Source organism: Kitasatospora sp. MBT63 (assembly GCF_000710465.2).
Lineage (GTDB): Bacteria > Actinomycetota > Actinomycetes > Streptomycetales > Streptomycetaceae > Kitasatospora.
Window position 1 is genome coordinate 1 of the sequence record NZ_JAIZ01000666.1, and the last position, 23151, is coordinate 23151.

The 23151-nt window shown below is 74.8% G+C and carries 20 protein-coding genes and 1 pseudogene; 6 read left to right on the forward strand and 15 right to left on the reverse strand.

The genetic code is table 11. The features are described 5' to 3' along the window. Window positions 1-297, forward strand: a 297-nt coding sequence (locus AA75_RS34840; RefSeq protein WP_149038557.1) for a DUF4439 domain-containing protein, incomplete at its 5' end; no start/stop codon positions are given. Window positions 298-474: 177 nt separating this feature from the next. Next, complete coding sequence (locus tag AA75_RS34845; protein ID WP_033824376.1) at window positions 475-1401, forward strand: aminoglycoside phosphotransferase family protein; 927 nt, start codon at window positions 475-477, stop codon at window positions 1399-1401. Here AA75_RS34845 and AA75_RS34850 read toward each other — a convergent pair. From AA75_RS34850 to AA75_RS34890, 9 genes are all read right to left on the reverse strand, one after another. Beyond that, the gene (locus AA75_RS34850) at window positions 1374-1940 is read right to left on the reverse strand and encodes a GNAT family N-acetyltransferase (RefSeq protein WP_033824377.1); all 567 of its coding nucleotides are present in this window, start codon (window positions 1938-1940) and stop codon (window positions 1374-1376) included. The genes AA75_RS34845 and AA75_RS34850 overlap by 28 nt on opposite strands. Window positions 1941-2047: 107 nt before the next feature. Next, window positions 2048-2923, reverse strand: a complete 876-nt coding sequence (locus AA75_RS34855; protein ID WP_051813989.1) for a GNAT family N-acetyltransferase — start codon at window positions 2921-2923, stop codon at window positions 2048-2050. A gap of 128 nt (window positions 2924-3051) precedes the next feature. Then, window positions 3052-4212 (reverse strand): flavodoxin-dependent (E)-4-hydroxy-3-methylbut-2-enyl-diphosphate synthase, encoded by a 1161-nt coding sequence (gene ispG, locus AA75_RS34860; protein ID WP_033824378.1) that lies wholly within the window; start codon window positions 4210-4212, stop codon window positions 3052-3054. Window positions 4213-4353: 141 nt separating this feature from the next. Further along, window positions 4354-5658 carry an RIP metalloprotease gene (locus tag AA75_RS34865; protein ID WP_149038558.1) on the reverse strand — a complete coding sequence of 435 codons (1305 nt, stop codon included), beginning with the start codon at window positions 5656-5658 and terminating at the stop codon, window positions 4354-4356. Window positions 5659-5701: 43 nt separating this feature from the next. Continuing rightward, window positions 5702-6928 (reverse strand): 1-deoxy-D-xylulose-5-phosphate reductoisomerase, encoded by a 1227-nt coding sequence (gene dxr / locus AA75_RS34870; RefSeq protein ID WP_033824392.1) that lies wholly within the window; start codon window positions 6926-6928, stop codon window positions 5702-5704. 57 nt (window positions 6929-6985) lie between these two features. Then, window positions 6986-7393, reverse strand: coding sequence for a hypothetical protein (locus AA75_RS34875; protein WP_033824379.1), 408 nt, complete (start codon window positions 7391-7393; stop codon window positions 6986-6988). A gap of 141 nt (window positions 7394-7534) precedes the next feature. Continuing rightward, window positions 7535-8977: an aldehyde dehydrogenase family protein gene (locus AA75_RS34880; RefSeq protein WP_033824380.1), complete on the reverse strand. Its 1443-nt coding sequence runs from the start codon at window positions 8975-8977 to the stop codon at window positions 7535-7537. A gap of 211 nt (window positions 8978-9188) precedes the next feature. Further along, window positions 9189-10754 carry a PucR family transcriptional regulator gene (locus tag AA75_RS34885; protein WP_033824381.1) on the reverse strand — a complete coding sequence of 522 codons (1566 nt, stop codon included), beginning with the start codon at window positions 10752-10754 and terminating at the stop codon, window positions 9189-9191. Window positions 10755-10911: 157 nt separating this feature from the next. Further along, window positions 10912-12963: a hypothetical protein gene (locus tag AA75_RS34890; protein WP_051813990.1), complete on the reverse strand. Its 2052-nt coding sequence runs from the start codon at window positions 12961-12963 to the stop codon at window positions 10912-10914. Between the two features lie 241 nt (window positions 12964-13204). Here AA75_RS34890 and gabT point away from each other — a divergent pair, with 241 nt between their 5' ends. Then, the gene (gene gabT / locus AA75_RS34895; RefSeq protein WP_033824382.1) at window positions 13205-14545 is read left to right on the forward strand and encodes a 4-aminobutyrate--2-oxoglutarate transaminase; all 1341 of its coding nucleotides are present in this window, start codon (window positions 13205-13207) and stop codon (window positions 14543-14545) included. A gap of 363 nt (window positions 14546-14908) precedes the next feature. After that, the gene (locus AA75_RS34900) at window positions 14909-15616 is read left to right on the forward strand and encodes a phosphatase PAP2 family protein (RefSeq protein ID WP_051813991.1); all 708 of its coding nucleotides are present in this window, start codon (window positions 14909-14911) and stop codon (window positions 15614-15616) included. On the opposite strand, the gene AA75_RS34905 is transcribed toward AA75_RS34900, so the two are convergent. After that, on the reverse strand, window positions 15610-15951 hold the full coding sequence (locus AA75_RS34905) for a DUF2218 domain-containing protein (RefSeq protein ID WP_033824383.1): 342 nt from the start codon (window positions 15949-15951) through the stop codon (window positions 15610-15612). The genes AA75_RS34900 and AA75_RS34905 overlap by 7 nt on opposite strands. Before the next feature lie 167 nt (window positions 15952-16118). Here AA75_RS34905 and AA75_RS34910 point away from each other — a divergent pair, with 167 nt between their 5' ends. Next, window positions 16119-16619, forward strand: coding sequence for a MarR family winged helix-turn-helix transcriptional regulator (locus AA75_RS34910; protein WP_063794505.1), 501 nt, complete (start codon window positions 16119-16121; stop codon window positions 16617-16619). Here the strand turns inward: AA75_RS34910 and AA75_RS34915 are convergent. Continuing rightward, window positions 16510-17451 (reverse strand): EamA family transporter, encoded by a 942-nt coding sequence (locus tag AA75_RS34915; protein ID WP_033824396.1) that lies wholly within the window; start codon window positions 17449-17451, stop codon window positions 16510-16512. The two genes, AA75_RS34910 and AA75_RS34915, sit on opposite strands and share 110 nt — an antisense overlap. A 206-nt stretch (window positions 17452-17657) precedes the next feature. On the opposite strand from AA75_RS34915, the gene AA75_RS34920 reads away from it, so the two are divergent. Next, complete coding sequence (locus AA75_RS34920; protein ID WP_033824397.1) at window positions 17658-18578, forward strand: LysR family transcriptional regulator; 921 nt, start codon at window positions 17658-17660, stop codon at window positions 18576-18578. A 40-nt stretch (window positions 18579-18618) separates the two neighbouring features. Here AA75_RS34920 and AA75_RS34925 read toward each other — a convergent pair whose 3' ends face one another. The 4 genes and pseudogenes from AA75_RS34925 to AA75_RS34940 form a co-directional block, all read right to left on the reverse strand. Beyond that, window positions 18619-19395 (reverse strand): ZIP family metal transporter, encoded by a 777-nt coding sequence (locus AA75_RS34925; protein WP_033824384.1) that lies wholly within the window; start codon window positions 19393-19395, stop codon window positions 18619-18621. A 286-nt stretch (window positions 19396-19681) separates the two neighbouring features. Then, window positions 19682-20122: a DUF6278 family protein gene (locus AA75_RS34930; RefSeq protein WP_033824385.1), complete on the reverse strand. Its 441-nt coding sequence runs from the start codon at window positions 20120-20122 to the stop codon at window positions 19682-19684. Between the two features lie 114 nt (window positions 20123-20236). Continuing rightward, window positions 20237-21907: a restriction endonuclease gene (locus AA75_RS34935; protein ID WP_033824386.1), complete on the reverse strand. Its 1671-nt coding sequence runs from the start codon at window positions 21905-21907 to the stop codon at window positions 20237-20239. A 182-nt stretch (window positions 21908-22089) separates the two neighbouring features. After that, window positions 22090-23151: pseudogene (locus AA75_RS34940) on the reverse strand (hypothetical protein); the annotation flags it as partial.

The following is a 23151-nucleotide window of genomic DNA, read 5'->3' on the forward strand; positions in this document are numbered from 1 at the left end:
CCGGCGACCGCCGGCCAGCTGGCCGCGCACATCGAGACCCGGCTGACCACCGTCTACGCCGAGCTGGCCGGCGCGGGCACCGCACCGGTCCGCCTCCAGGCCGCCGACGCGCTGCGCGAGAGCGCGCTGCGCGCCCTGCACTGGGGCGCGCAGCCACCGGCGCTGCCCGGCCTGCCCGCACCGGGCACCGCCACGGGCGCGAGCACCGCCACGGGCGGGAGCGGCGGCACGGGCGGGAGCGGCGGCACGGGCGGGAGCGGCGCCACGGGCAGCGCGGCCTCCTCCCCCGGCCACTGAGGCCGCGCCGCCGCCGGACCCGGCGGCACCACCGAGCGCCCGAGGGGCCAGGGCGTGCGGGCAGAGTCCCGCCGGCTGCCTCATCCGACGCGACCGCGCAAACGCGCCCTCGGACCGCCCGATGGCCGACAATGAGCGAGCACGCCCAAAGGGGACCGGAACGACCGAAAGGCCGTCATGACGGCACAACCGGGGCAGATCGCCGTCCCCGAGCGGCTGACCCAGACCGTCCGGCTCTGGGAGGGCGGCGCCGGCCTCGACTGGCTGGCCGGCCTCCCCGGCCGGTTCGCCGAGCAACTCGACCGCCGGGGGCTGGTGCTGGAGCGGATCTGCGAGCCCGGCGGCCGGATCAGCCTGGTCGGCTACGTGCACCGGTCCGACGACCTCGCCCCCGCCGTCCTGAAGATCGGCGTGGTCAACCGGGAGACCGCCCAGGAGCACGCCGCGCTCACCCGCTGGGCCGGCCGCGGCGCCGTCCTGCTGCTGGCGGCCGAACCGGACCAGGGCGTCCTGCTGTTGGAGCGGCTGCACGGCGACATCCCGCTGCGTTCGCTGGCCGAGGCGAAGGCGATGCTGGAGGCGGCCGGACTGCTCCAGCGGCTGTGGGTGGAGCCGGGCGAGGACCATCCGTTCACCCCGCTCGCCGAGCGGGTGGCCGAGCTGTCCGCGCTGGTGCGCGAGCACCGCGCGCTGCCGGGCGCGGCCGACGCGCTGCCCCTGGTCGACGAGGCCCTGGAGACGGCCGCCGCGCTCGCCGCCGACCAGCCCGAACACCTGCTGCTGCACGGCGACTTCCACCACGGCAACGTGCTCGCCGCCGACCGCGCGCCCTGGCTCGCGATCGACCCGCGACCGCTGGTCGGCGAGCGCGCCTACGACCTCGCCCGGCTGGCCCGCGACCGGCTGGACACCCTGGCCGGCTCCCCCGGCCCGCGCGGCGCGCTGCGGCGCCGGCTTCACCAGCTCGCCGACGCGGTCGAGGTGGACCACGACCGGCTGCGCGGCTGGACGCTGTTCCGCACGGTCGAGGCGGGCCTGTGGCACCTGTCCACCGGCGCGGGCGAACAGGCCGAGCTCTACCTGGAGTTCGCGTCCTGGCTGTGACGCGGGCGCAGCGGCAGCGGGGCCCCCATCACGGCGTACGGGCGCAGGGTGTTCGGGAAACGCACCGCCCGGGCCAGGTCCCGGTAGCCGAGGGCGCGGTAGAGCCGCCGGGCCGGGGTCTCCTCGTCGATCGCCGAGAGGATCGAGCGGTCCAGGCCGGAGCGTTCGCAGAGCGTGCGGATCAGTGAGCTGCCCACCCCGCGGCCCTGGAACTCGGGGAGCACGTGCAGTTCGGTGATCGCGAAGACGCCGTCCAGCCAGTCCGCGTGGCCCGCGGCCTCCAGGTACGGCTGGATCACCGTGCTCCACCAGTGCTCGCGGTGGTTGGGCATGCCGTAGCCGAATCCCACCAGCCGTCCGCCGGACATCGCACCGAGCGCCAGCACCCCGGGCTGAAGGGCGTGCCGGCCCACCAGCGGCAGCCGGACCGCGACCTCGGCCGGTCCGAGCCCGAAGGCGACCGCCTGCACCTCCAGCGCCGCCGGCGCCCACGCGGCCAGATCGATGGCCTCGATCGTCACCTCGGTCAGCTGCGTCATGCCCCGGACGTTACTACTTCGCCCCCGTCCCGGGCGATCATCCGGCGATCCGGTGCCGTGCCCGGCCGCGGCCCGGCGGGTGGTGCGCCCGCGCAGCGGTCCCCACCTCAGAACAGCACGCTCATGAAGGCGCCGACCTCGCGGAAGCCGACCCGGCGGTACGCCGCCCGGGCCCGCACGTTGTAGTCGTTGACGTACAGCGAGACGGTCGGCGCGACCTCGCGCAGGGCGATCTCCACCACCGCCGCCATCCCGGTCTCGGACAGGCCGCGGCCGCGGTACTCGGGGGCCACCCAGACGCCCTGGATCTGGCAGGCGCCGGCCGTGACAGCGCCGATCTCGGCCTTGAAGACCACCCGGCCGTCGTCGTCGAAGCGGGCGAACGAGCGTCCGGCGGCGATCAGTTCGGCCACCCGGGCCTGGTAGAGCAGGCCGCCGTCGCCGGCCAGCGGGGAGATCCCGACCTCCTCGGTGAACATCGCGACGCAGGCCGGCATCAGGTCCTCGACCTCGCCCCGGCCCACCCGCCGCACCAGCGGGTCGGGGGCGACCTCGGTGGCGGGTGTCTCGGTGGCCATCAGCGGCTGGTGGCCGCGGACCTCGCGGGCCGGTCCCCAGCTGCGTTCGAGCAGCGCCCACAGGATGGCGGTGGCGTCGGCCGGGCCGACGATCGAGGAGCAGCGGCGGCCCTGCCGACGGGCCCGTTCGGCGAACGCCCGGACCGCCTCGGGGCCGGCGTTGACCGGGACCAGGTTGGCGCCGGCGTAGCACAGCGACTCCAGGCGGCCGTCCTCGCCGGACCAGCCCCACATCTCGCCGCCGAGCCGCCAGGGGTCGAGGCCCACGGCCTCGACCCGGGTCGCGACGAAGGCGTTGGCCACCGGGTCGCGGTGGAGGATCTCCAGCGCGTCCGCGACGTCGCTGGTCTCCAGCACGCGGGTGGCCGACAGGGCCCGGGCGACCTGGAACGGGCCGGGGAGCATCACACCTCGATCGAGCACGGGCACCTCTCAGGACAACTCTGCGGCACCCTACTCCCCTGAGGGACGCAGACAAGGCCGGGGGCCGTCCGTGGGCGGACGGCCCCCGTTCACGACGGAGCGCAGGCGCCTCAGTCGGCGGCGACGACGGTCGGCGTGCCGGAGGCGACGCCGTCGGCCTGCATCTGCTCGGCGAGCTTGAGCGCCTCCTCGATCAGGGTCTCGACGATCTTCGACTCGGGGACGGTCTTGATGACCTCGCCCTTGACGAAGATCTGGCCCTTGCCGTTGCCGGAGGCGACGCCGAGGTCGGCCTCGCGGGCCTCGCCGGGGCCGTTGACGACGCAGCCCATGACCGCGACGCGCAGCGGCACCTCCATGCCCTCGAGGCCGGCGGTGACCTCCTCGGCGAGCTTGTAGACGTCGACCTGGGCGCGGCCGCAGGACGGGCAGGAGACGATCTCCAGGCCGCGCTGGCGCAGGTTCAGCGACTCCAGGATCTGGTTGCCGACCTTGATCTCCTCGGCCGGCGGGGCGGAGAGCGAGACCCGGATGGTGTCGCCGATGCCCTCGGCCAGCAGCGCGCCGAAGGCGACCGCGGACTTGATGGTGCCCTGGAAGGACGGGCCGGCCTCGGTGACGCCGAGGTGCAGCGGGTAGTCACAGGCGGCGGCCAGCTGGCGGTAGGCGTTGATCATCACGACCGGGTCGTTGTGCTTGACCGAGATCTTGATGTCGCGGAAGTCGTGCTCCTCGAACAGCGAGCACTCCCAGAGCGCGGACTCCACCAGCGCCTCGGGGGTGGCCCGGCCGTACTTCTCCAGCAGGCGCTTGTCGAGCGAGCCGGCGTTGACGCCGATCCGGATCGGGACGCCGGCGGCCTTGGCGGCCTTGGCGATCTCGCCGACCTTGTCGTCGAAGGCCTTGATGTTGCCGGGGTTCACCCGGACGGCGGCGCAGCCGGCGTCGATCGCGGCGAACACGTACTTCGGCTGGAAGTGGATGTCGGCGATGACCGGGATCTGGGACTTCTTGGCGATGATCGGCAGCGCGTCGGCGTCGTCCTGCGAGGGCACCGCGACCCGGACGATCTGGCAGCCGGAGGCCGTCAGCTCGGCGATCTGCTGGAGCGTCGCGTTGATGTCGGAGGTCAGCGTGGTGGTCATCGACTGGACCGAGATCGGGGCGTCGCCGCCGACCGGGACGTTGCCGACCATGATCTGGCGCGAGACGCGGCGCTTGGCCAGCGGCTTGAGCGGCAGGGACGGAATACCGAGCGAGATCGCGGTCATGTGCGCAGGGTTCCCCAGGTCGAGGTAGGTGAGCGGGCCGGGTGGACTGGCCCCGCCGGGCGGCCGCCGAAGGGCACGCCCGGCTTACAAAGGTACGCCACGGCCGAGCGGCGGAGCACACTCGGCCGCTTCGGACAAGAGTTAGTTGATTCTGACCGGGTTGACGATGTCGGCGACCATCACCAGCGCCGTGAAGCAGATGAAGATCCCCGCCACCACGTAGGCCACCGGCATCAGCCGGGCCACGTCGAACGGGCCCGGGTCCGGCCGGCGCACCAGCGCGGCGAACCGGCGGCGCAGCGACTCCCAGAGCGCGCCCGCGATGTGCCCGCCGTCCAGCGGCAGCAGCGGCAGCATGTTGAACAGGAACAGCGAGAGGTTGATCCCGGCCAGCAACTGGACGAAGAAGGCGAGCTGCTGGGTGGCCGGCAGGTCCATCGCGAACACGTCGCCGCCGAGGCGGGCGGCGCCGACCATGCCGATCGGGTCGTCGGTGGAGCGCGGGGTGCCGTCGACGACGGCGTGCCACAGGCTCGGGATCTTGCCCGGCAGCGCGGCCAGCGACTCGATGCCGTGCTCGGCCATCTTGCCCATCTGCTCGGCGCTCTCGCCGACCGACAGGTGGTGCACGCCGGTCGCCGGGGTGATGCCGAGGAAGCCGGCCTCGACCGTCCTGCCCTTGATCGCGAAGCCGTCCTTGTCCATCGCGGGCAGCGTGTTGGTGGCGATCTCGGCCTGCAGGACGACCTGCTGTCCGTCGCGCTGCACCACGATCGGCACGGTCCGCCCGGCCGAGTCGCGGATGTCGTCCTGCAGCTGGCGGTAGGTGGTGATCCGGTCGCCGCCGAAGGACAGCACGGTGTCGCCGCTGCGCAGGCCGGCCTTGTTGGCCGGGGAGAGCGGGGCGTCGGCCGGGCAGGTGTCGGTCGGCTGGCCGGCCTTCACCACGCACTGGTTGACGGTGGCGACGGTGGGCACCGCGATCTGCTGGCCGATGCCCATGAACAGCGCCAGGAACAGCACGACCGACAGGATCAGGTTCATGAACGGCCCGGCGAACATCACGATGACGCGCTTCCACGGCTTCCGGGTGTAGAACATCCGGTCCTCGTCGCCGTCCTGGATCTCCTCGTAGGAGGCCTCCCGGGCGTCCTCGATCATGGTCCGCCAGGGCGAGCTGCTGCGCTTGGTTATCCGGCCGTCGGCCCCGGGCGGGAACATCCCGATCATGCGGATGTAGCCGCCGAGCGGGACCGCCTTGATGCCGTACTCGGTCTCGCCCTTCTTGCGGGACCAGACCGTCGGCCCGAAGCCGACCATGTACTGCGGGACGCGGATCTTGAACAGCTTGGCCGTCGACAGGTGCCCGAGCTCGTGCCAGGCGATCGAGAACAGCAGGCCCACCAGGAAGATCAGGATCCCCAGCGCCCACATCAGGTTGTTCACTGCCGGTCCTCCGTCATGCCGCTCCGCTCGCCGTCCGGGCCGGTCACCCGGCGGCCAGCTGCCTGGCGCGGGCCCGGGCCCAGTCCTCCGCGTGGAGTACGTCCGCCACCGTCAGGGAAGTTCCCGCCGGGGCGCCGTGCTCCACGACCACCTTGGCCACAGTGTCCACGATCCCGGTGAAGGGCAGCCGGCCCTGCAGGAAGGCGTCCACGCACTCCTCGTTGGCCGCGTTGAAGACCGCCGGGGCCGTGCCGCCGAGCGTACCCACCTCGCGGGCCAGCTCGACGGCGGGGAAGGCCTCGTTGTCGAGCGGGAAGAACTCCCAGGTCGCGGCCTTGGTCCAGTCGCAGCCGGGCGCCGCGTCCGGGACCCGGTCCGGCCAGCCGATGCCGAGCGCGATCGGCATCCTCATGTCCGGCGGGCTCGCCTGGGCCAGCGTGGAGCCGTCCGAGAACTCCACCATCGAGTGCACGACGGACTGCGGATGGACCACGACCTCGATCCGGTCGAACGGCACGTCGTACAGCAGGTGCGCCTCGATCACCTCCAGGCCCTTGTTCACCAGGGTGGCCGAGTTGATCGTGACGACCGGGCCCATCGCCCAGGTCGGGTGGGCCAGCGCCTCGGCGGGGGTGACCCCGGCCAGCTGCTCCCGGGTCCGGGTGCGGAACGGGCCGCCGCTGGCGGTGACCACCAGCTTGCGCACCTCCGCCCGGGTACCGCCGGCCAGCGCCTGGAACAGTGCGGCGTGCTCGGAGTCGACCGGGACGATCTGGCCGGGCTTCGCCAGCTCCTTCACCAGCGGGCCGCCGACGATCAGCGACTCCTTGTTGGCCAGCACCAGCACCCGGCCGGCCCGCAGCGCCGCCAGGGTCGGGGCCAGGCCGATCGAACCGGTGATGCCGTTGAGCACCGAGTGGCACTCGATCCCGGCCGCCTCGGTGGCCGCCTCGGGGCCCGCCAGGATCTCCGGCAGCGGTCGGCCCGCGGCACCGGCCGCCAGAGCCTCGCGCAGCGCCGGGACGGCCGCCTCGTCGGCGACCGCGACCGTGTGCACCCCGAGCCGCAGCGCCTGCTCGGCCAGCAGCGCCACCCGGCCGCCGGCCGCGGAGAGCGCGACCACCTTGAACCGGTCCGGGTTGCGCAGCACCACGTCGATGGCCTGGGTGCCGATCGACCCGGTGGAGCCGAGGATCACCAGCTCCCGGGGGCCGGACGGGTCCTGGACGGTCGGAGTGAAGCGCAGCTGCGGGTGGGCGAGCGAGTTCATGCGGACCATTGTGGCCTGTCCGCGCACGCGCCGTGCCCCGCCTCCCCCGTCCGCGGGCTACTTCCAGGCCCAGAGCTTCCCGTGTGCGGAGCCGTCCGCCTCGACGTCCCACTCGAAGGCCCCGGCCACGCCGCGCAGGTCCGCGAACTCGGGCGAGGCGCTCTCGTAGACGATCACCCCGCGCCAGCTGGTGCCGCCGCCCTCGGCGAACCGGCCGACCCCCAGCCCCGTCCAGGAGGCGTGCGCGCCGGTCGGGCTCATCAGGACGCCCTGGCCGAGGCCGCTGAGCGTGCCGTCGGCCCGCAGCCGGGCGGTGTAGCTGCCCAGGTCGTGCACGGGTACGCCGAGCAGCTGCCCGTCCGCCTCGAACGACGTCTCCACCGCCGGTGGCAGCCCGTGGTCCGAAGCGACCACCCGCTGGACCGTCGTACGGCCCGACTCCACACCCACCAGGTCACCCAGCATGACGACTCTCCTGACGTCGTCCCCCTGCTCTCCGGACTACGCCGGGGTGCCGGTGGTGTCAAGACGCGCCGATGCCCCGGCACCGGCCTGCGGTGACGGGGCATCGGACGGCTCCGCGCGCGGGGCCCGGAGCCGGAGGGCTCAGAGGTCGAGGCCGGTCAGCACCAGCACCCGCTCGTAGGTGAAGTCCTCCATCGCGTAGCGCACGCCCTCGCGGCCCACACCGGAGTCCTTCACACCGCCGTACGGCATCTGGTCGGCCCGGTACGAGGGGGCGTCGCCGATCACCACGCCGCCGACCTCCAGCTCCCGGTGGGCGCGGAAGGCGACCTGCACGTCGTGGGTGAAGACGCCGGCCTGCAGGCCGAAGGCGGAGTTGTTGGCCTCGGCGAAGGCCTCGTCGGTGGACTCCACCCGGTGCAGCGACAGCACCGGGCCGAAGGCCTCGGCCGAGGCCAGGATGGCGTCCGCGGGCAGCTCGGCGAGCACGGTCGGCGCGTACGCCGCGCCCTCGCGGGTGCCGCCGGTGAGGACCTTGGCGCCCTTGGCGACGGCGTCCTCGACCCAGGCCTCGACGCGCTTGGCGGCGTTCTCGTCCACCAGCGGGCCGACGTCCACCGCGTCGTCCGACGGGTCACCGGTGACCTGCTGCTGCACCTTGGCGACGACCTTCTCGGCGAGCGCGTCGTACACCGAGGCGTCCGCGATCACCCGCTGCACCGAGATGCAGGACTGGCCGCCCTGGTAGTTGGCGAAGGTGGCGATCCGGGTGGCCGCCCACTCCAGGTCGGCCTCCGAGGACCAGTCGGCGAGCACGATCGCCGCGGCGTTGCCGCCGAGCTCCAGGGTGACGTGCTTGCGCGGCACCGAGTCCATGATCTGGTAGCCGACCTTGTCGGAACCGGTGAACGAGATGATCGGCAGCCGCTCGTCCTGGACCAGCGCCGGCATCTTCTCGTTCGGCACCGGGAGCACGCTCCAGGCGCCGGCCGGCAGGTCGGTCTCGGCCAGGATCTCGCCCAGCACCAGCGCGGACAGCGGGGTGGCCGGGGCCGGCTTGAGGATGATCGGGGCGCCGACCGCGATCGCCGGGGCGACCTTGTGGGCGACCAGGTTCAGCGGGAAGTTGAACGGCGCGATGCCCAGCACGACACCCTTGGGGAAGCGGCGCACCACCGCGAAGCGGCCGGTGCCGCCCGGGTCGGTGTCCAGCCGCATGGTCTCGCCGTTGGTCCGGCGCGCCTCCTCGGCGGCCCAGCGGAACACCGAGACGGCCCGGCCGACCTCGCCGCGGGCCCACTTGATCGGCTTGCCGTTCTCGGCCGTGATCAGGCGGGCGATCTCCTCGGTGCGCTCGGCCAGCCGCTTGGACACGTGGTCCAGCGCGGCGGCGCGTACGTGCGCCGGGGTGGCGGCGAAGACCGGGGCGGCAGCGGCGGCGGCAGCGACCGCCTCCTCCACCTGGGCGTCGGTGGGCACGCTGACCTTGCCCACCAGGCTGCCGTCGTACGGGTGGCGGACCTCGAAGTCCCCGTCGCCGCTCGCCTTGCGGCCGGCCAGCCAGAACTCATGGGTGGTGGTCACGGTCGTACCGGCCCTCTCCTCGTCGTCTGCGGCTCCACGGACGCGGAACCTGCCACCCACGGTAGGACCCGGATGGAGCAAACCGGATTGGACGCAGCGGAGCGGTCGGCCGCCGGTCCACTACACCATGGCGAGATGGCAACGGACGCCGGGCCCGGTAGGCCGCCACGGCCCGGTCGGCCCGGCGGCCCGGTCAGTCCCCGCGGCCCGGTCAGTCCTCGCCGGACCGCAGGGCCAGCCAGAGCTCCATCCGGACGTCGGTGTCGTCCAGCGAGCGGCCCAGCAGTTCCTCGACCCGCCGCATCCGGTAGCGCAGGGTGTGCCGGTGCACCCCGAGGTCGGCGGCGGCCGCGTCCCACTGGCCGTGCCGCGAGAGCCAGGCCCGCAGGCTGGCCACCAGATCCCCGCGGGCGGTCCGGTCGTGGTCGCGCAGCGGCCGCAGCAGCCCCTCGGCGAAGGCGGTGACCGCCTCCTCGCCGAGCAGCGGCAGCAGCGAACCCGCCCCGACCTCCTCGTGGTCCACCGAGCGGCGGCCGCCGCGCTGCGCCACCGCGAGCGCCCGCTCGGCCTGCGCGTACGCCGTCCCGGCGTCCTCCAGGGCGGCCGGCGCGGAGACCCCGAGCGACAGGCCCTCCTGCTCCTCGACCGCGCCGAGGCAGGCCCGGTGCGCGGCGCCGTTGTCCAGCGCCAGCACCATCAGGCGCGGACCGTGCGGACCGTCCTCGCGGGAGACCAGCAGCCGCTCGCCGACCTTGCCGCCGGCCTGCTCGGCCCGGTCGCCGAGCTCGCTGAGCGCCTCGGCCGCCTCCGGCCCGGCGGCCGCACCGGCCACCAGCACCCGGATCGTCCCCTCCGGCAGCCCGCCGAACAGCCCGGACGCCACCTGCCGGGCGGTCGCCACCTCACCGGCCAGCACCATCCGCAGCAGCGCGGCGCCCATCCGCTCCTCGGCCTGCCGCAGCTCGCGGGAGCGCTCCAGGGTCAGCGTGAGCAGCGCGACGGCGGCGTTCAGCACGTACCGCTCGGTGGGCGTGATCCGGTCCTCGGTGCCGACCGCCAGGAAGCCGCGGGCCCGCCGGTCGGCCCCCAGCGACTGGACCACCACGTAGTCCTCGTCGGCGGTGTCGATGCCCGGCGAGCGGCCCTGCAGCGCGGCGCTGGAGGGGGCCGGGCGGCGGCGCAGCCGGTCCACCTCGGCGGCCAGCCGGCCGGCCCGGCGGGCCGCCCAGTCGGGCGCTACCGCGGACAGCGCGCCCGATCCGTCGTACAGCGCGGCCCAGCCGCCGAGCCGGGCGGCCAGCCGGCGCACCACCGCGGTGGTGCCGTCCTTGCCGAGCGCCGCCCGGGTCAGCTCCTCCTGCGCCTCGAAACTGGTGGTCACCGCCTCGTACTGCTCGGCGGCCAGCGCGGCGGAGACCGTCTTGGAGATCGCGATGAACGGCGTGGCCTCCGGCACCCGCAGCAGCGGCAGGCCGCGCTGGGCGGCCGCGTCGACCAGGGCCTGCGGCACCTCGGAGTGCGAGAGCCCGACCCCGAGCCCGAGGCCCACCACCCCGGCGTCGGCCAGCCGGTGGACGTACGCCTGCAGCCGGGCCGCGCTCTTGCCGAGCTTGATACCGGTCGTGAGGAGGAGTTCGCCGCCCTCCAGGAAGGGCGTCGGGTCGTCCAGCTCGCTGGTGTGCACCCAGCGGACGGGCCGCTCCAGGTGGTCGGCGCCGGCCAGCACCGTGAGGTGGAGCGCGGTGTTGCGGACGACGGAGGCGAGTGTGGGGGGCATGGCACCTTCGATGGTTCGACCAGGCCGCGCCGTTGCGGCCGGGCGAGAAAGGGGTCTCCCCCCATTATGTACGCCCCGGCCAAGCCGGAACGCCGAATCCACCGGACCGGAGTCAGGGCGTCCGGGCCGCCCCTGCCGGAACGGCCCGAACCGGGCCTCAGCTGCGCAGATCGACCAGCAGCGGCGGCACCTGCTCGCCGGTCACCGCCGACAGCGAGATCACCGCGTGGCCGGACGGCAGCGCGTGCGCCAGGTCGGACGGCGACCAGCGGTGCCGCTCGACGTCCCGGGTGGTGACCGACTGGGTCTGCGCGGCCGTGCCGGACAGCGCCTTGCGCAGCCCCCGGGCGGCCTTGCGGACCAGCCCGCCGGAGGTGTCGGGGGTGTGGGTGACCGCCGTCTCGGTGACCAGGTGCGTCCCCCAGGCCTCGGAGAACAGCCGGCCGTCCCACGGCGCGATCCCCGGGAACGCCATCCGGCAGCCGACCGCGCCGAACAGCGGCGCCCGCAGCCCCTCCGGCAGGTCCACCAGGGTCCGCAGCAGCAGGACCGCGCCCGCGTTCAGCCCCCGGATCCGCTGCAGCCCGCGCACCGCGTGCTGGTCGACCGCGGCCGAGGCGTCGTCCACCACCAGGCCCGCGAACAGCTCGCGCTCCTCGCGCACCGCCGCGGCCTGCAGGAACTGCCCCACCACCAGCCGCGACAGCATCCGGGCCGCCTCCGGGTGGCTGCGCTCGGGCAGCTTGACCCGCACCCGCAGCGGGTGGTCGAGCGCCCGCATCGCGAACGCCGGCTTGGCCCCGGCCGGCCCGGCGAAGCAGTCCGCGAACACCGGCCGGTCCAGCAGCGCCAGCCGGTCGGCGAGCAGCACGCCCGGGTCGTCGGCCCGGCCGCTCTGCCGCGCCCGCTGCTGCAGGTCCGCCTCGAACACCGCGTCCCGGCCTGCCTTGCGCAGCGCCTCGGTCAGCTCCGCCCAGCCCTCGCCGTCCCCGGCCAGCAGCCCGCGCAGCTCACGGACGCCCGGATAGCGCCCGTACGCCGCGTGGAACGGCCCGACCACCTGCTGCAGCGCCGTCCGCGCGCTCTCCCCGCGCAGCACCAGCTCGTCGGGCAGCAGCGCGTCGGCGAGCCGCGCGGCGGCCTCGTCGGCGGTCCGGGCCGCACCGTACAGATCCAGCCCGTAGGGGGCGGCCGGATCGCCCGGGGCGATCACCACGTCGTACCAGGAGTCCGGCCCGAGGTCGCTGTCGGCCGCCCCCACCACCACCGCGCAGGCCGTCCCGGCCAGCGCCTGCAGACAGAGCGCCTCGGCCAGCGGCCGGGCCAGGGCGGAGGTCTTCCCGGTGCCCGCCGGGCCGACGGCCAGCAGCGAGGTGCCGAGCGTCGCCGGGTCGAGCGCGAAACCCGCCGAGCGGTGCGCGAGCGGGTTCTTCACCACGTCCTGCGCCGTACCGAGCCGCACCTGGCCGGTCAGCAGATCGTGCCGGGCCCCGCGGCCCGGCAGGTCGCGGGCCTCGGACGGGTGCGCGCACGCGGCCGCCCCCCGGCCCAGCACCTGCTCGCTGAAGGCCGGCAGCAGCTCGGGCGCGCTGCGCACCGCCCGCCACGCCTGCCGGATCCGCACGTAGTCGACGTCCCCGACCGCCTCCCCGTCCAGCCGCACCGCCGCCGCCCCGGCCCCCCCGCCCCGCAACTCGGCCCACGGATCGGCCGCCGCGTCACCCGACGCGGGAACCGCCCGGGGTGCGGGTTCCTCCTGCGTCACGGTGCGCCCGAGGACCGGGACGATCCAGCGCCGCCAGACCTCGGCCCAGCGGCCCAGCCGGCCGAAGAACCAGATGACGACCGCCGCGGCGACCAGGTTCAGCGCGATGATGGTGGGGTTGGCGCTCTCCGAGGTGAGGCGCTGACGCAGCCCCACCCAGTCGAGAACGAGGATCTCGAGCAGGACGACGTAGGGGAAGACGAACCACGCGACGACAAGGTTGGCCACCGCCCGCAGCAGGAGTGCCTTGGTCGGCACCGAGGCGTCCTGGGCGCGGTCCTCGTCGACCTGCCGGTATCCCAGGCGGAAGATGCCGGGCCCCGGCTCCGGGCGCGGCGCGCCCGTCCAGCCCGCCAGGTCGAACCGCCCGCCCCGCTGCGACGGTACGCCGGCCGGCTCCCCCGTGTGCGCGGCCTGCCGGCCGTGTCCGCCGTCCAGTTCCATCCCGGCCCCGCTCCCTGTGCCCACCCTGCACGACCGTCCCCGTGCCGCCTTTACCCATGCCGCCCACCCGGCGACACGCCCGCGCTCAATGTAGTGGAGCGGAACCTGCCGGTAGCCGATCCTCGGGCACTGGCCGTGCCGGACAAGTCGTACGGCCCAGTGCTACCGAGTGGCGCATGCCCGGGCGGCAGGGCCCGCCGTAGCCTGCGAACTACCGCGTCTTGAGAATCTGGAGAACACCATGAGCGCTGCAACGCCGCTCCCGCAGGAGCGCCGTCTGGTCACCGCGATCCCCGGCCCGAAGTCGCAGGAGCTGCAGGCTCGCAAGCTCGGCGCGGTGGCCGCCGGTGTCGGCACCACCCTGCCGGTCTACGTCTCGCGCGCCGGCGGCGGCGTGCTGGAGGACGTGGACGGCAACTCCCTGATCGACTTCGGTTCCGGCATCGCCGTGACCAACGTGGGCAACAGCGCCGCCGCCGTGGTCGCCAAGGCGACCGAGCAGCTGGCCGCCTTCACCCACACCTGTTTCATGGTGACCCCGTACGAGGGTTACGTGGCCGTGGCCGAGCAGCTCAACGAGCTGACCCCGGGCGACCACGAGAAGCGCACCGCGCTGTTCAACTCGGGCGCCGAGGCGGTCGAGAACGCGGTGAAGATCGCCCGCGCGTACACCAAGCGCACCGCCGTCGTGGTCTTCGACCACGGCTACCACGGCCGCACCAACCTCACCATGGGCCTGACGGCGAAGAACATGCCGTACAAGCAGGGCTTCGGTCCGTTCGCGCCGGAGATCTACCGGGTGCCGGTGGCCTACCCCTACCGCTGGCTGACCGGTGCGGAGAACTGCGCCGCCGAGGCCGCCGCCCAGGCCATCGACATGATCAACAAGCAGATCGGCGCCGACAACGTCGCCGCGATCATCATCGAGCCGATCCAGGGCGAGGGCGGCTTCATCGAGCCGGCCAAGGGCTTCCTCCCGGCGATCGTGGAGTACGCGAAGGCCAACGGCATCGTGTTCGTGGCGGACGAGATCCAGACCGGCTTCTGCCGGACCGGCCAGTGGTTCGCCTGCGACGACGAGGGCATCGTCCCGGACCTGATCACCACCGCGAAGGGCATCGCCGGCGGTCTGCCGCTGGCCGCCGTGACCGGCCGCGCCGAGATCATGGACGCCGCGCACGCCGGCGGCCTGGGCGGCACCTACGGTGGCAACCCGGTGGCCTGCGCCGCCGCGCTGGGCTCGATCGAGACCATGAAGTCCGAGGACCTCAACGGCAAGGCCAAGCGGATCGGCGAGGTCATGCTCGGCCGGCTGCACGCCATGCAGGAGAAGTTCGACGTGATCGGCGAGGTCCGCGGCCGCGGCGCGATGATCGCGGTCGAGCTGGTCAAGCCCGGCACCAAGGACCCGAACCCGGAGTTCACCGCCGCGGTGGCCAAGGCCTGCCACGCCGAAGGCCTGGTGGTCCTGACCGCCGGCACCTACGGCAACGTGCTGCGCTTCCTGCCGCCGCTGGTGATGCCGGAGCACCTGCTGACCGAGGGCCTCGACATCATCGAGAGCGCCTTCGCCGCCGTCTGATCCGACGCGTCACGAACGACCCGGTCCGCTTCGGACCGGGTCGTTCCGTTTGAGGTGTCCTTCCGGTGTGCACGCGCGCGGATCTGCGCGGACCGTCGAGCCGCCATGGAGGTTGTACTACCGGTGGTGAAGATGCTGTGGCGATCGGGCGAACCCGCCCATCAGGGCAGGGTCATGACGTACTGTCATGGGCAGATGGACAGCGAGCCAGACGACTTAACGACAACCCGGCCCGCCGCCCCCGACAGGGCGCCGGACCCCCATGACCGATCGACCGACCGTCCGCCCCAAACCCCCCGGGACGCACGGAACGGCGATCACCTCAGCCGCCCCGGGGCTCTCCCCCCCGCCTCGGGGCGGCTCATGCATGCCCCGGGGGCGGCCGCCCGCTCCACGGTCCTGCCGCTGTCCCTGCTCGCGCTGCTCACGGTGGTCTCCTGGCAGGTCGCGGCCGACGGCCCGCTGCTGGGCCTGGACCGGGTCGCCCGCCGGGCAACCTACGAGTTCCGCCACGACCTGCACAGCACCGCCGTGAACCACCTCGGCGTCGCCCTCTCGGACCTGGGGGGCAACGTCCCGGCCTTCGCGCTGCTGCTGCTGGGCGGCGCGACTGCGGCCTGGCTGCGGCACTGCGCGGGTGCGCAACGCCGCCGGCGGCCGCTGGCGGTGGCCGTCCTGGCCGGCGCCCTGGTGCCCGCGCTGGTCATCCCCGGCAAGGCCCTGTTCGCCCGGCCCGGCCCGTTCGGGGTGCCGCTCTCGCCGGAACAGTTGGGCTGGTACCCGTCCGGCCACACGGCGACCTCGACAATCGCGTACGGCGCCGCGGCGCTCCTGGTGGGCCGGGAGCTCGGGGCGCCGGCCCGCCGCCGGCTGTACGCGGGGACCGCCCTGCTGTGCGCGGGGGTCGGCTGGGGCCTGGTGTGGAGCGACTACCACTGGCTGCTCGACGTGGTCGCGAGCTGGTGCCTGGGCGCCCTGGTGCTGTGGGGCCTGGCCCGGTGGGCCGCCCCGGCGCCGACCGGGCCGGACGGCCTCGAGCCGGACCGGGCGGCCGACCGGTCCGCTCACTGACCTTCGGCGGGCCCGTCCTCGTTGCGCTGGACCAGGCCGGGCTCCCCGTTGTCGCGGTGCCACTCGACCACCAGCTCGTCGCGGGTGCCGAAGCGGACCAGGTGGCGGCCGACGACGTCCTCCAGTCCCGGCAGGTCCTCGGTGGCGCCTTCGACGGTGAGCAGCAGTGCCCCCGCCTCGGCCACCAGCACGGCGGTGCCGGCCCGGAAGGCGAGCTCGCCGCGGCCGGTCTCCTCCGACCAGTCGGCCTGGATCTTGCGGCCCATGTGGGCGGCCAGCTGCTTGCCGTAACGGGCGGGGCGGTCGGTGCGGACGCGGGCTTCGGAACGAGGCATGGCGGGACTCCGGTTCGAGCTGGTTAGGATGACCTAAGTTCCCTCACCGTACCCCAGATGCTGAGCTTGGCTCAATATCCTGCCCCCGGGGCCCGCCCACCGCCGGATACCCTGGCTCCACCTCAGGTCGGCCCACGGCCCGGGGCACGCCGAGTCCGGAGCCCGCCATGACCACGCCGCCGACGGCCGACACCGCCGCCGAACTCGCCGACGCGCTCACCCGGGCGATGAAGCGGATCCGCCGGCAGACCATGCAGCGGCTGGAGCCGTACGGCATCACCCCCGGTCAGGCCCGCGCCCTGCGCACCCTCGCGCACGCCCCCGGCTGCGAGGGCCGGGAGACCATGCGGCTGAGCGAGCTGGCCGAGCGGCTGCACATCGCACCTCGGTCCGCGACCACCGTGGTGGACGCCCTGGAGGAGGCCGGGCTGGTCACCCGTACCCCCGACCCGACCGACCGGCGGGCGGTGCGGCTGGTGCTGACCGAGGACGGCCGGGCCGCGCTGGAACGGATCGGGCAGGTCCGCCACGAGGTGGCGCAGGAGTACTTCGCGCCGGTCAGCCCGTCCGATCAGTCCGCGCTGCTGCTGGCGCTGCGCGGCGCGGAGAGCGCGTTCGAGGCAGGGCGCGGGGCCCGGCAGCCGGCCGGCGAGGACGCAGCGCGGTGAGCCCGATCCCGGCGATCACCAGTACGGCGGCGCCGGCCGCGAGCGGGCTGAACCGCTCCCCGAGCAGCAGCCAGGACGAGGACATCCCGAACACCGGCACCAGCAGCGAGTACGGCGCGACCGCCGAGGCGTGGTAGCTGCGCAGCAGGAAGCTCCAGGCCACGAAGCCGAACAGGGTGGACAGCAGCCCGACGTAGAGGATCGCCCCGATCCCCGCCGGGCCGATCCCGGCCAGCGCCGCCAGGTCCGCCCTCGGGCCCTCGACCAGCAGCGACAGCCCGAGCAGCGGCAGCGGCGGGACGGCACTCACCCAGACCATCCAGCGCAGCGCGTCCGGGGGCGCGGCCCGGCGGGTGAGCACGTTGGACAGGCCCCAGAACCCGGCCGCGGCGATCACCAGGACGAACGCGCCGACCGGCCCGGACGGGCCCTGGTCGACGGCGGCCAGCAGGATGCCGGCGAAGGCCGTCACCAGACCCGCCACCCGCAGCCCCGAGGACCGCTCCCCCAGCAGCACCGCGGCGAACAGCGCGGTGAACACCGCCTGGCTCTGCAGCACCAGCGAGGACAGCCCGGCCGGCATCCCCGCGTGCATCCCGAGGAAGAGCAGCCCGAACTTCGCCACCCCGAGGGTGCAGCCGACCGTGAGGATCCAGCGCCACGGCACCTTCGGCGGTCCGACCAGGAACACCGCCGGCACCGCCACCACCGCGAACCGCAGCGCGCAGAACAGCAGTGGCGGGAAGTTCTCCAGGCCGACGTGGATCAGGACGAAGTTGAGGCCCCAGACGGCGGCGACCGCCACCGCCAGCGCGATGTGACGCGGACTCATGACGGTGGCGGGGGACGCGGTGTCGGGGGGCGCGGTGGCAGGGGGCGCGGTGGCGGAGATCGCTGGCATGGATCGAGCATGGCCGCAGGCCACCGTGTAGCACCAGCGATGAGTTCTGAAGCAGACTGTTAAGCACTACTGAATCGGGCTCGTTCCGGCGGTCGTCACGGCGGCCCCGGGGAACCAGGAAGGCGGGGGTGGCCGCGGTGATGGACCTCGGACGGCTGCGCGCACTGCACGCGGTCGCGGTGCACGGCTCGGTCGGCGGCGCGGCGGGCGCCCTCGGCTTCACCCCGTCGGCGGTCTCGCAGCAGATCGCCAAGCTGGAACGCGAGACCCGGACGGTCCTTCTGGAGCGACGCGGCCGGGGCGTGGTGCTCACCGACGCGGCCCGCCGGCTCGCCGACACCGCGGAGCGACTGCTCGCCCTGGTTGAGCAGGCCGAGGTGACGCTGGAGGAGCAGCGCGGCCAGGCGGTCGGCCGGCTGTTGATCGCCGCCTTCGCCACCGGCGCCCGCGGCCTGCTCCCGGGCGCCCTGGCGGACCTGCGGGAGGGCTGCCCGGAGCTGGACGTCCGCCTGGTGGAGTCGGATCCGTACCTGGCCGCCGAGCTGGTGGCCCGCGGCGAGGTCGACCTGGCGCTGGTCCAGGACTGGCCCAGCGTGCCGCTGCCGGTCCAGACCGGGCTGGCCCGCCTCGACCTCGGGCCGGATCCGGTGGACCTGCTGCTGCCGGCCGCCCACCCGCTGGCCGCTCTCGACGTGGTGCCGGTGGAACGCCTGTGCGGACAGCGCTGGATCAGCGTGCCGCCGGGGAACATCTGTCACGACTGGCTGGTGCGGACCATGCGGGAGGCCGGCGAGGAGCCGGACGTGGTCTACCAGGTGGGCGAGTTCGAGACCCAGATCGCCCTGATCGCCGCCGGTCTCGGCATCGGACTGGTGCCCCGGCTCGGTCGCGGGACGCTCCCCGCGGGCGTCGCCGCCCGCCCGGTCGCCCCGGAACCCTCACGGCGGGTCTTCACGCTGTGGCGCAGCCAGGCGTCGCGCCGGCCCGCCATCACGGCGGCGCTGACGGCGATGCGCCGGCACTGGGACGCCCTGCCCGGCCGGCCGCCGGGCCACTGACCGCGGCGCCCGACGGGCCGGATCCCCGGGTGGCGGCCGGTCAGCTCGCGAAACCGATCACCAGCCACATGAACCCCACCCCCACCAGCGTGCACAGCAGCGTGGACCGGGACGGGTGCGGGCTGTGCGCCTCGGGCAGGATGTCCGAGGTCGCCAGGTACAGCAGGAAACCCGCGAAGAAGCCCAGGTAGAGGCCGAGCAGCTGCTCCGGGATGGTGAACAGCAGGGTGATCCCCGCCCCCGTCACCGGCGCCAGCGCGTCGGCGGTGAGCAGGGTCAGCGCCCGCCGGCGGTCGTTCCCGTACAACCGGGTGATGGTGTACGTGTTGAAGCCGTCGGCGAAGTCGTGGGCCACCACCGCGATGGCCACCACGGTGCCGACCGTGCTGCCCGCCTGGAACGCCGCCCCGATCGCGAAGCCGTCCATCACGCTGTGCGCCACCAGCGCGCTCGCCGCCGCCAGACCGACCCGTTGGGTCCCCGGATGGGGGTGCCCGTGGCCGTGGCCGTGGTGCCCGTGCCCGTGGGTGTGCGCGGCGTACTCACCCTCGTGGCCCCGGTGGATGGCGACCGCCCGCTCGACGATGTGGATCACCAGGAAGCCGGCCGCGAACATCAGCAGCGCCTGCGGCACCCCGTGTACCTCGGTCGGGGCCGCCGCCAGCGCCTCCGGCAGCAGGTCGAAGGCGACCACGCCGAGCATCAGCCCGGCCGCGAAGCCGAGCACCAGGTGCCGTCGGTCGCCGGTGCGCTGGGCGACGTAGCCGCCGATCAGGGTCATCAGGAAGGCGCCCGCGGCGACCAGCACGGCGGTCATCGTGACCCTCCCCTCCGGCGGTGGCCTGCGGCGGGCAGGACCGCGGCGGATCCGCGGGCCCCGCCCGCCCCGGCCCGGGATACCCCGACGGACCACTCCCGACGGGCCGCTCCCGACGAACCACTGAGGGGCCGGACGGCCGCGCGGACCGCTGCCCACGGGCGCGACCGCCCGGCCCGGGCCCGGTCGAGCCGGAGCCTGCGCCCAGCCTGCGGGCCGGCGCCCCGGACCGCCCGCCGGACGGCCCGTCGGGGTGACGGTGCGTCGGTTCCCGGGCCCGGCCGGTTCAGCCGTCGGTCGCGGCCAGGTAGACGGCGGAGAGCTCGGGGGTGCCCTGGTCGGCCCAGCCGTGCCCGAGGGCCGTGACGTCGAGTTCCAGCCCGGTGGGCAGCACCAGCAGCGGGCGGCCGTGCTCGCCCAGCCGCCACTCGGCGGCCGGCAAGGTGCGGCGGATCACGGTACCGAGGTACAGGCCCGCGTCGTTGCCCAGCCAGTCCGAGACCTCGGGGTCGTCCCGCCAGCGGGGCAGCAGCTGGTCGAGCGCGGAGAGCGACTGCGCCGAGTCGTCCAGGCGCACCCCGGCCGACCCGGCCAGCTCGCGCAGCAGCCCGCACTCGGCGAACAGCTCCGCCATCGCCTCCTGCCGCCGGTCCTCCCCGGCTCCGCCGCCGGGCTCCGCCCGCTGCTCGCCGCGCGCCCGCCAGTGATCGAAGAATCCGAATCCCATGGGTCCAGACTGACAGGCCGTGCAACGACCGACGGCAGATCCGCCGGGACACCGGTGCCGGGCGCGGCGGCCCCTGCCGCACCGCGCCACCGACAACCTGCGATTGGCAGTCGGCTAGCCGTCGGTGGTGAGCGGCAGGCCGAGGTGGGTCCTGGCCAGCTCCTGCACCCCGCGGCCGTCGATCAGGTGGATGTGCTCGTACCGGGCGCCGGCCGTCAGGTCCAGCGCGGGCTCGGTGAACCGACCGGTGGTCAGGCGCAGGCCGCGCTCGGCGCCCTCCTCCCGGACCGCCTCGGCCAGCGTGCGCAGCTGCTCCTCCCCCACCGCACCCGGCTCGCGCGAGGCCCAGACCACCCAGCGCCCGGGCAGCGCACTGCCCGGGCCGCCCTCGCCGGTCGCCACCAGCCCGGCCGGGCCGCGCAGCCGGACGTTCCAGCCGACCAGCCCGCCCTTGGTGAGCAACTCCCGGACCAGGTGGGCGAACTCGTTGGACGAGAGCTCCTCCGCCGCCGGCACCGCCGCCCCGACCGTACCGCTGGGCTCGACCTCGACCGGGCCGTACGGGTCCGGGGTCACCACGGCGGCCAGCTCCCGCAGCCGGACCAGCGCCTCGTCCTGCTCCGCGTCGGCGTAGACCCCCATGCCGTCGCCCGCCTCGGCCGGGCCCGCCGCCCCGCCGTCCTCGGCCGGGAGCAGCCTGGTCCGGGCCAGGGCGTCACGGTCGGCGTCCACGCTCAGCAGGCAGAGCGGCCCGGCACCCGGGGCGTCGGACCGCAGCCAGCCGTTGAGCACCACCCCGGCGAGTATCTCCTCGGTGTCGACCGCGTCCGCCGCCTGCAGTGCGCGCAGGGCGAGGCGGGCCGCCAGCCGCAGGTAGTCCGCGGCCCGGTCGGCGGCCGGGCGGGGCACCGGCTCGACCTCCCCGCCCGCGCCGAGCCGGTAGCCGTCCAGCTCGGGCACCACGTCCAGCGGCGGCAGGTCGAGGTCCAGCACCGCCGTGCTGGTGAGCGGCCGGAACACGGCCCGGCACGGCGCCGGGAGGTCCTGGGTGGCGCCCTCCGCGGCGGCCAGCGCCCGCTCCAGCAGGGACTCCACGGCGGCGGGCTCCGACTGCCGGTAGGCCCGGCGGCACTCCTTGAGCGTCTCGTTGTACTCCCTGACCGCCCTGGCCCGGGACTGCTCGGCCTGCTCGTGGGCGAGCCGGGCCTGCCGGGCACCGCTGTCGTCGGCCTCGGCCTGCCTGGTCCGCCACTCGCGCAGCGCCCGCTGGTGGCTCAGCCGGGCCTGGGCCAGGCCGCGCTGGTAGCCGGAGTCAAGCAGCAGCCGGGAGGCGGGCCGGTCCGGGTCGTCGGCGGCCGGCTCCGGCGGGGCGAAGTCCGCCCAGCGCGGCTCGGGACCGGTCTGCGGGTCCGGCTCCCCGGCCGGGTACGGGCGCGGCTCGTAGCTGCGCAGCTGGCTCTCGAAGTCCATCGCGGAGACCGGCAGGGCGGCCCGGCGGAGCAGGTCTGCCAGCCGCTCGTGCCCCGCCCGGACGGTCACCGTCCGGTGGTGGGCGAGCGCGGCGGCGCGGCCGTGCGCCGCCACCTCCTCGTCCTGCCCGGGGGGCTGCTCCTGCCCGGCGTCCCGGACCGGGCCGGCGTCCGCCCCCGGACCGGCTCCTTCCTGCGGCGGCGCGGTGCCCTGCTCCGGCACCTCGGCGCCCAGGTCCCGGAAGACCGATGCCAGGAAGCCCGGTTGGAGGAGGGTGGCGGTGGTGTCCGGGCGGCCTTCGGATGAGTGCTGCATCGGCGGTCGTTCCCCCTGCTCGTCCGGCGCCGGTCGGCGGAGCCCACCGGCGGGTGGCCCTGTGCAGCATTGTCCACGGTCGCGCGGCGCGGGTCAGCCAAGCCCGACAGAAGGCCACCGCCCTTCCCCTCGGGCCGGGTTGACGGCGCGCCGCCGACCGCTGATCCCCGCTCCTGGCCTCCTCAGTTGGTCCGGGTGTTGGTCAGGTGCAGGCCGATGTAGCCGACGTAGATCCGGCCGCTGCGGGAACAGTCGTCCAGGTAGTGCACCCGGGGGGCCGTCCCGCCGCCGCCGATCCGCAGGTGGGCGCCCATGAACGCCCGGCGGGAGGAGTCCACACAGGCCGGCACCGGGAGCATCCGCTGGCGTTTCCACTTGCCGTGGCTGGTGACCGTACGGGACTCGCCGCGCACGGCCTTGCGGGGCGGGAAGTGGTGGCAGCCGGCCGGGGTGTGCTCGCACCACTGCTTGAAGTCGCCGCCCGCCTCGCCGCGCACGGCCGCGGCGGCGTACTCCTGGAGGGCGGTCAGGCCGTCCCAGGTGAGCCGGGCCCAGCCGGAGCCGTCGCACTGGCCGTCCAGCGCCAGGGTCTCCTTCTCGTCCCCGGTGAACTCCAGCAGCGGGAACTCCGCGAACCGGCAGACCAGCTCGCCGAAGCTGCCCGGCGCGCACTCCTCCTCGGCGCAGACGTCGGCGGCCAGCCCCGCGTGGTCCAGCGCGTCCGGCCCGGCCAGCGTGCACAGTCGGGCGGCCAGCGCCCTGACCTGCGCGCTCACGTGCCGCAGCACCGCGTCCTGCTGGTCGGTCTCGGCCAGCAGCCGGGCCTGGCGGCGGCGGGAGCTGTCCAGGCTGCGCCGGACCTGCTCCAGCTCGTCCGCCCGGGACTGCCGCTCGCAGCGGTCGGCGGCGGAGGCCGACGCCTGCCCGGGGACGGTGCCGCGGGGCGCCGCAACGGTGCCGCTGCCGGCGCCGGCACCGCCTTCGGCCGGGCCCGGCCGGGCGGGCCGGGGTTGTGCGGGCCCGGGGTGTGCGGGGCGGGGCTCCATGGGCGGCGGCTGCAGCACGGGGACCGCGGCCAGCAGGTCGGGCAGCGGCAGCTCGGCGGCGAACCGCCGGGGCTCGCGGGCCAGCAGGGCGGCGGCCCGTCGGACGTCCTCGTCGATCCGGCGCCGGGGCATCACCGGATGGCGGGCCCCGTCGTGGCGGGGGGGCGGGTCGACCTCCCGCAGGGACGTCCGGGCGGC

Bases quoted from the DNA above. Each gene is read 5' to 3' on its own strand.
- AA75_RS34845 (WP_033824376.1), top strand. From the start codon at position 475: ATGACGGCACAACCGGGGCAGATCGCCGTCCCCGAGCGGCTGACCCAG.
- AA75_RS34850 (WP_033824377.1), bottom strand. From the start codon at position 1,940: ATGACGCAGCTGACCGAGGTGACGATCGAGGCCATCGATCTGGCCGCG.
- AA75_RS34855 (WP_051813989.1), bottom strand. From the start codon at position 2,923: ATGCTCCCCGGCCCGTTCCAGGTCGCCCGGGCCCTGTCGGCCACCCGC.
- ispG (WP_033824378.1), bottom strand. From the start codon at position 4,212: ATGACCGCGATCTCGCTCGGTATTCCGTCCCTGCCGCTCAAGCCGCTG.
- dxr (WP_033824392.1), bottom strand. From the start codon at position 6,928: ATGAACTCGCTCGCCCACCCGCAGCTGCGCTTCACTCCGACCGTCCAG.
- AA75_RS34875 (WP_033824379.1), bottom strand. From the start codon at position 7,393: ATGCTGGGTGACCTGGTGGGTGTGGAGTCGGGCCGTACGACGGTCCAG.
- AA75_RS34885 (WP_033824381.1), bottom strand. From the start codon at position 10,754: ATGCCCCCCACACTCGCCTCCGTCGTCCGCAACACCGCGCTCCACCTC.
- AA75_RS34890 (WP_051813990.1), bottom strand. From the start codon at position 12,963: ATGGAACTGGACGGCGGACACGGCCGGCAGGCCGCGCACACGGGGGAG.
- gabT (WP_033824382.1), top strand. From the start codon at position 13,205: ATGAGCGCTGCAACGCCGCTCCCGCAGGAGCGCCGTCTGGTCACCGCG.
- AA75_RS34900 (WP_051813991.1), top strand. From the start codon at position 14,909: ATGCATGCCCCGGGGGCGGCCGCCCGCTCCACGGTCCTGCCGCTGTCC.
- AA75_RS34905 (WP_033824383.1), bottom strand. From the start codon at position 15,951: ATGCCTCGTTCCGAAGCCCGCGTCCGCACCGACCGCCCCGCCCGTTAC.
- AA75_RS34910 (WP_063794505.1), top strand. From the start codon at position 16,119: ATGACCACGCCGCCGACGGCCGACACCGCCGCCGAACTCGCCGACGCG.
- AA75_RS34915 (WP_033824396.1), bottom strand. From the start codon at position 17,451: ATGAGTCCGCGTCACATCGCGCTGGCGGTGGCGGTCGCCGCCGTCTGG.
- AA75_RS34925 (WP_033824384.1), bottom strand. From the start codon at position 19,395: ATGACCGCCGTGCTGGTCGCCGCGGGCGCCTTCCTGATGACCCTGATC.
- AA75_RS34930 (WP_033824385.1), bottom strand. From the start codon at position 20,122: ATGGGATTCGGATTCTTCGATCACTGGCGGGCGCGCGGCGAGCAGCGG.
- AA75_RS34935 (WP_033824386.1), bottom strand. From the start codon at position 21,907: ATGCAGCACTCATCCGAAGGCCGCCCGGACACCACCGCCACCCTCCTC.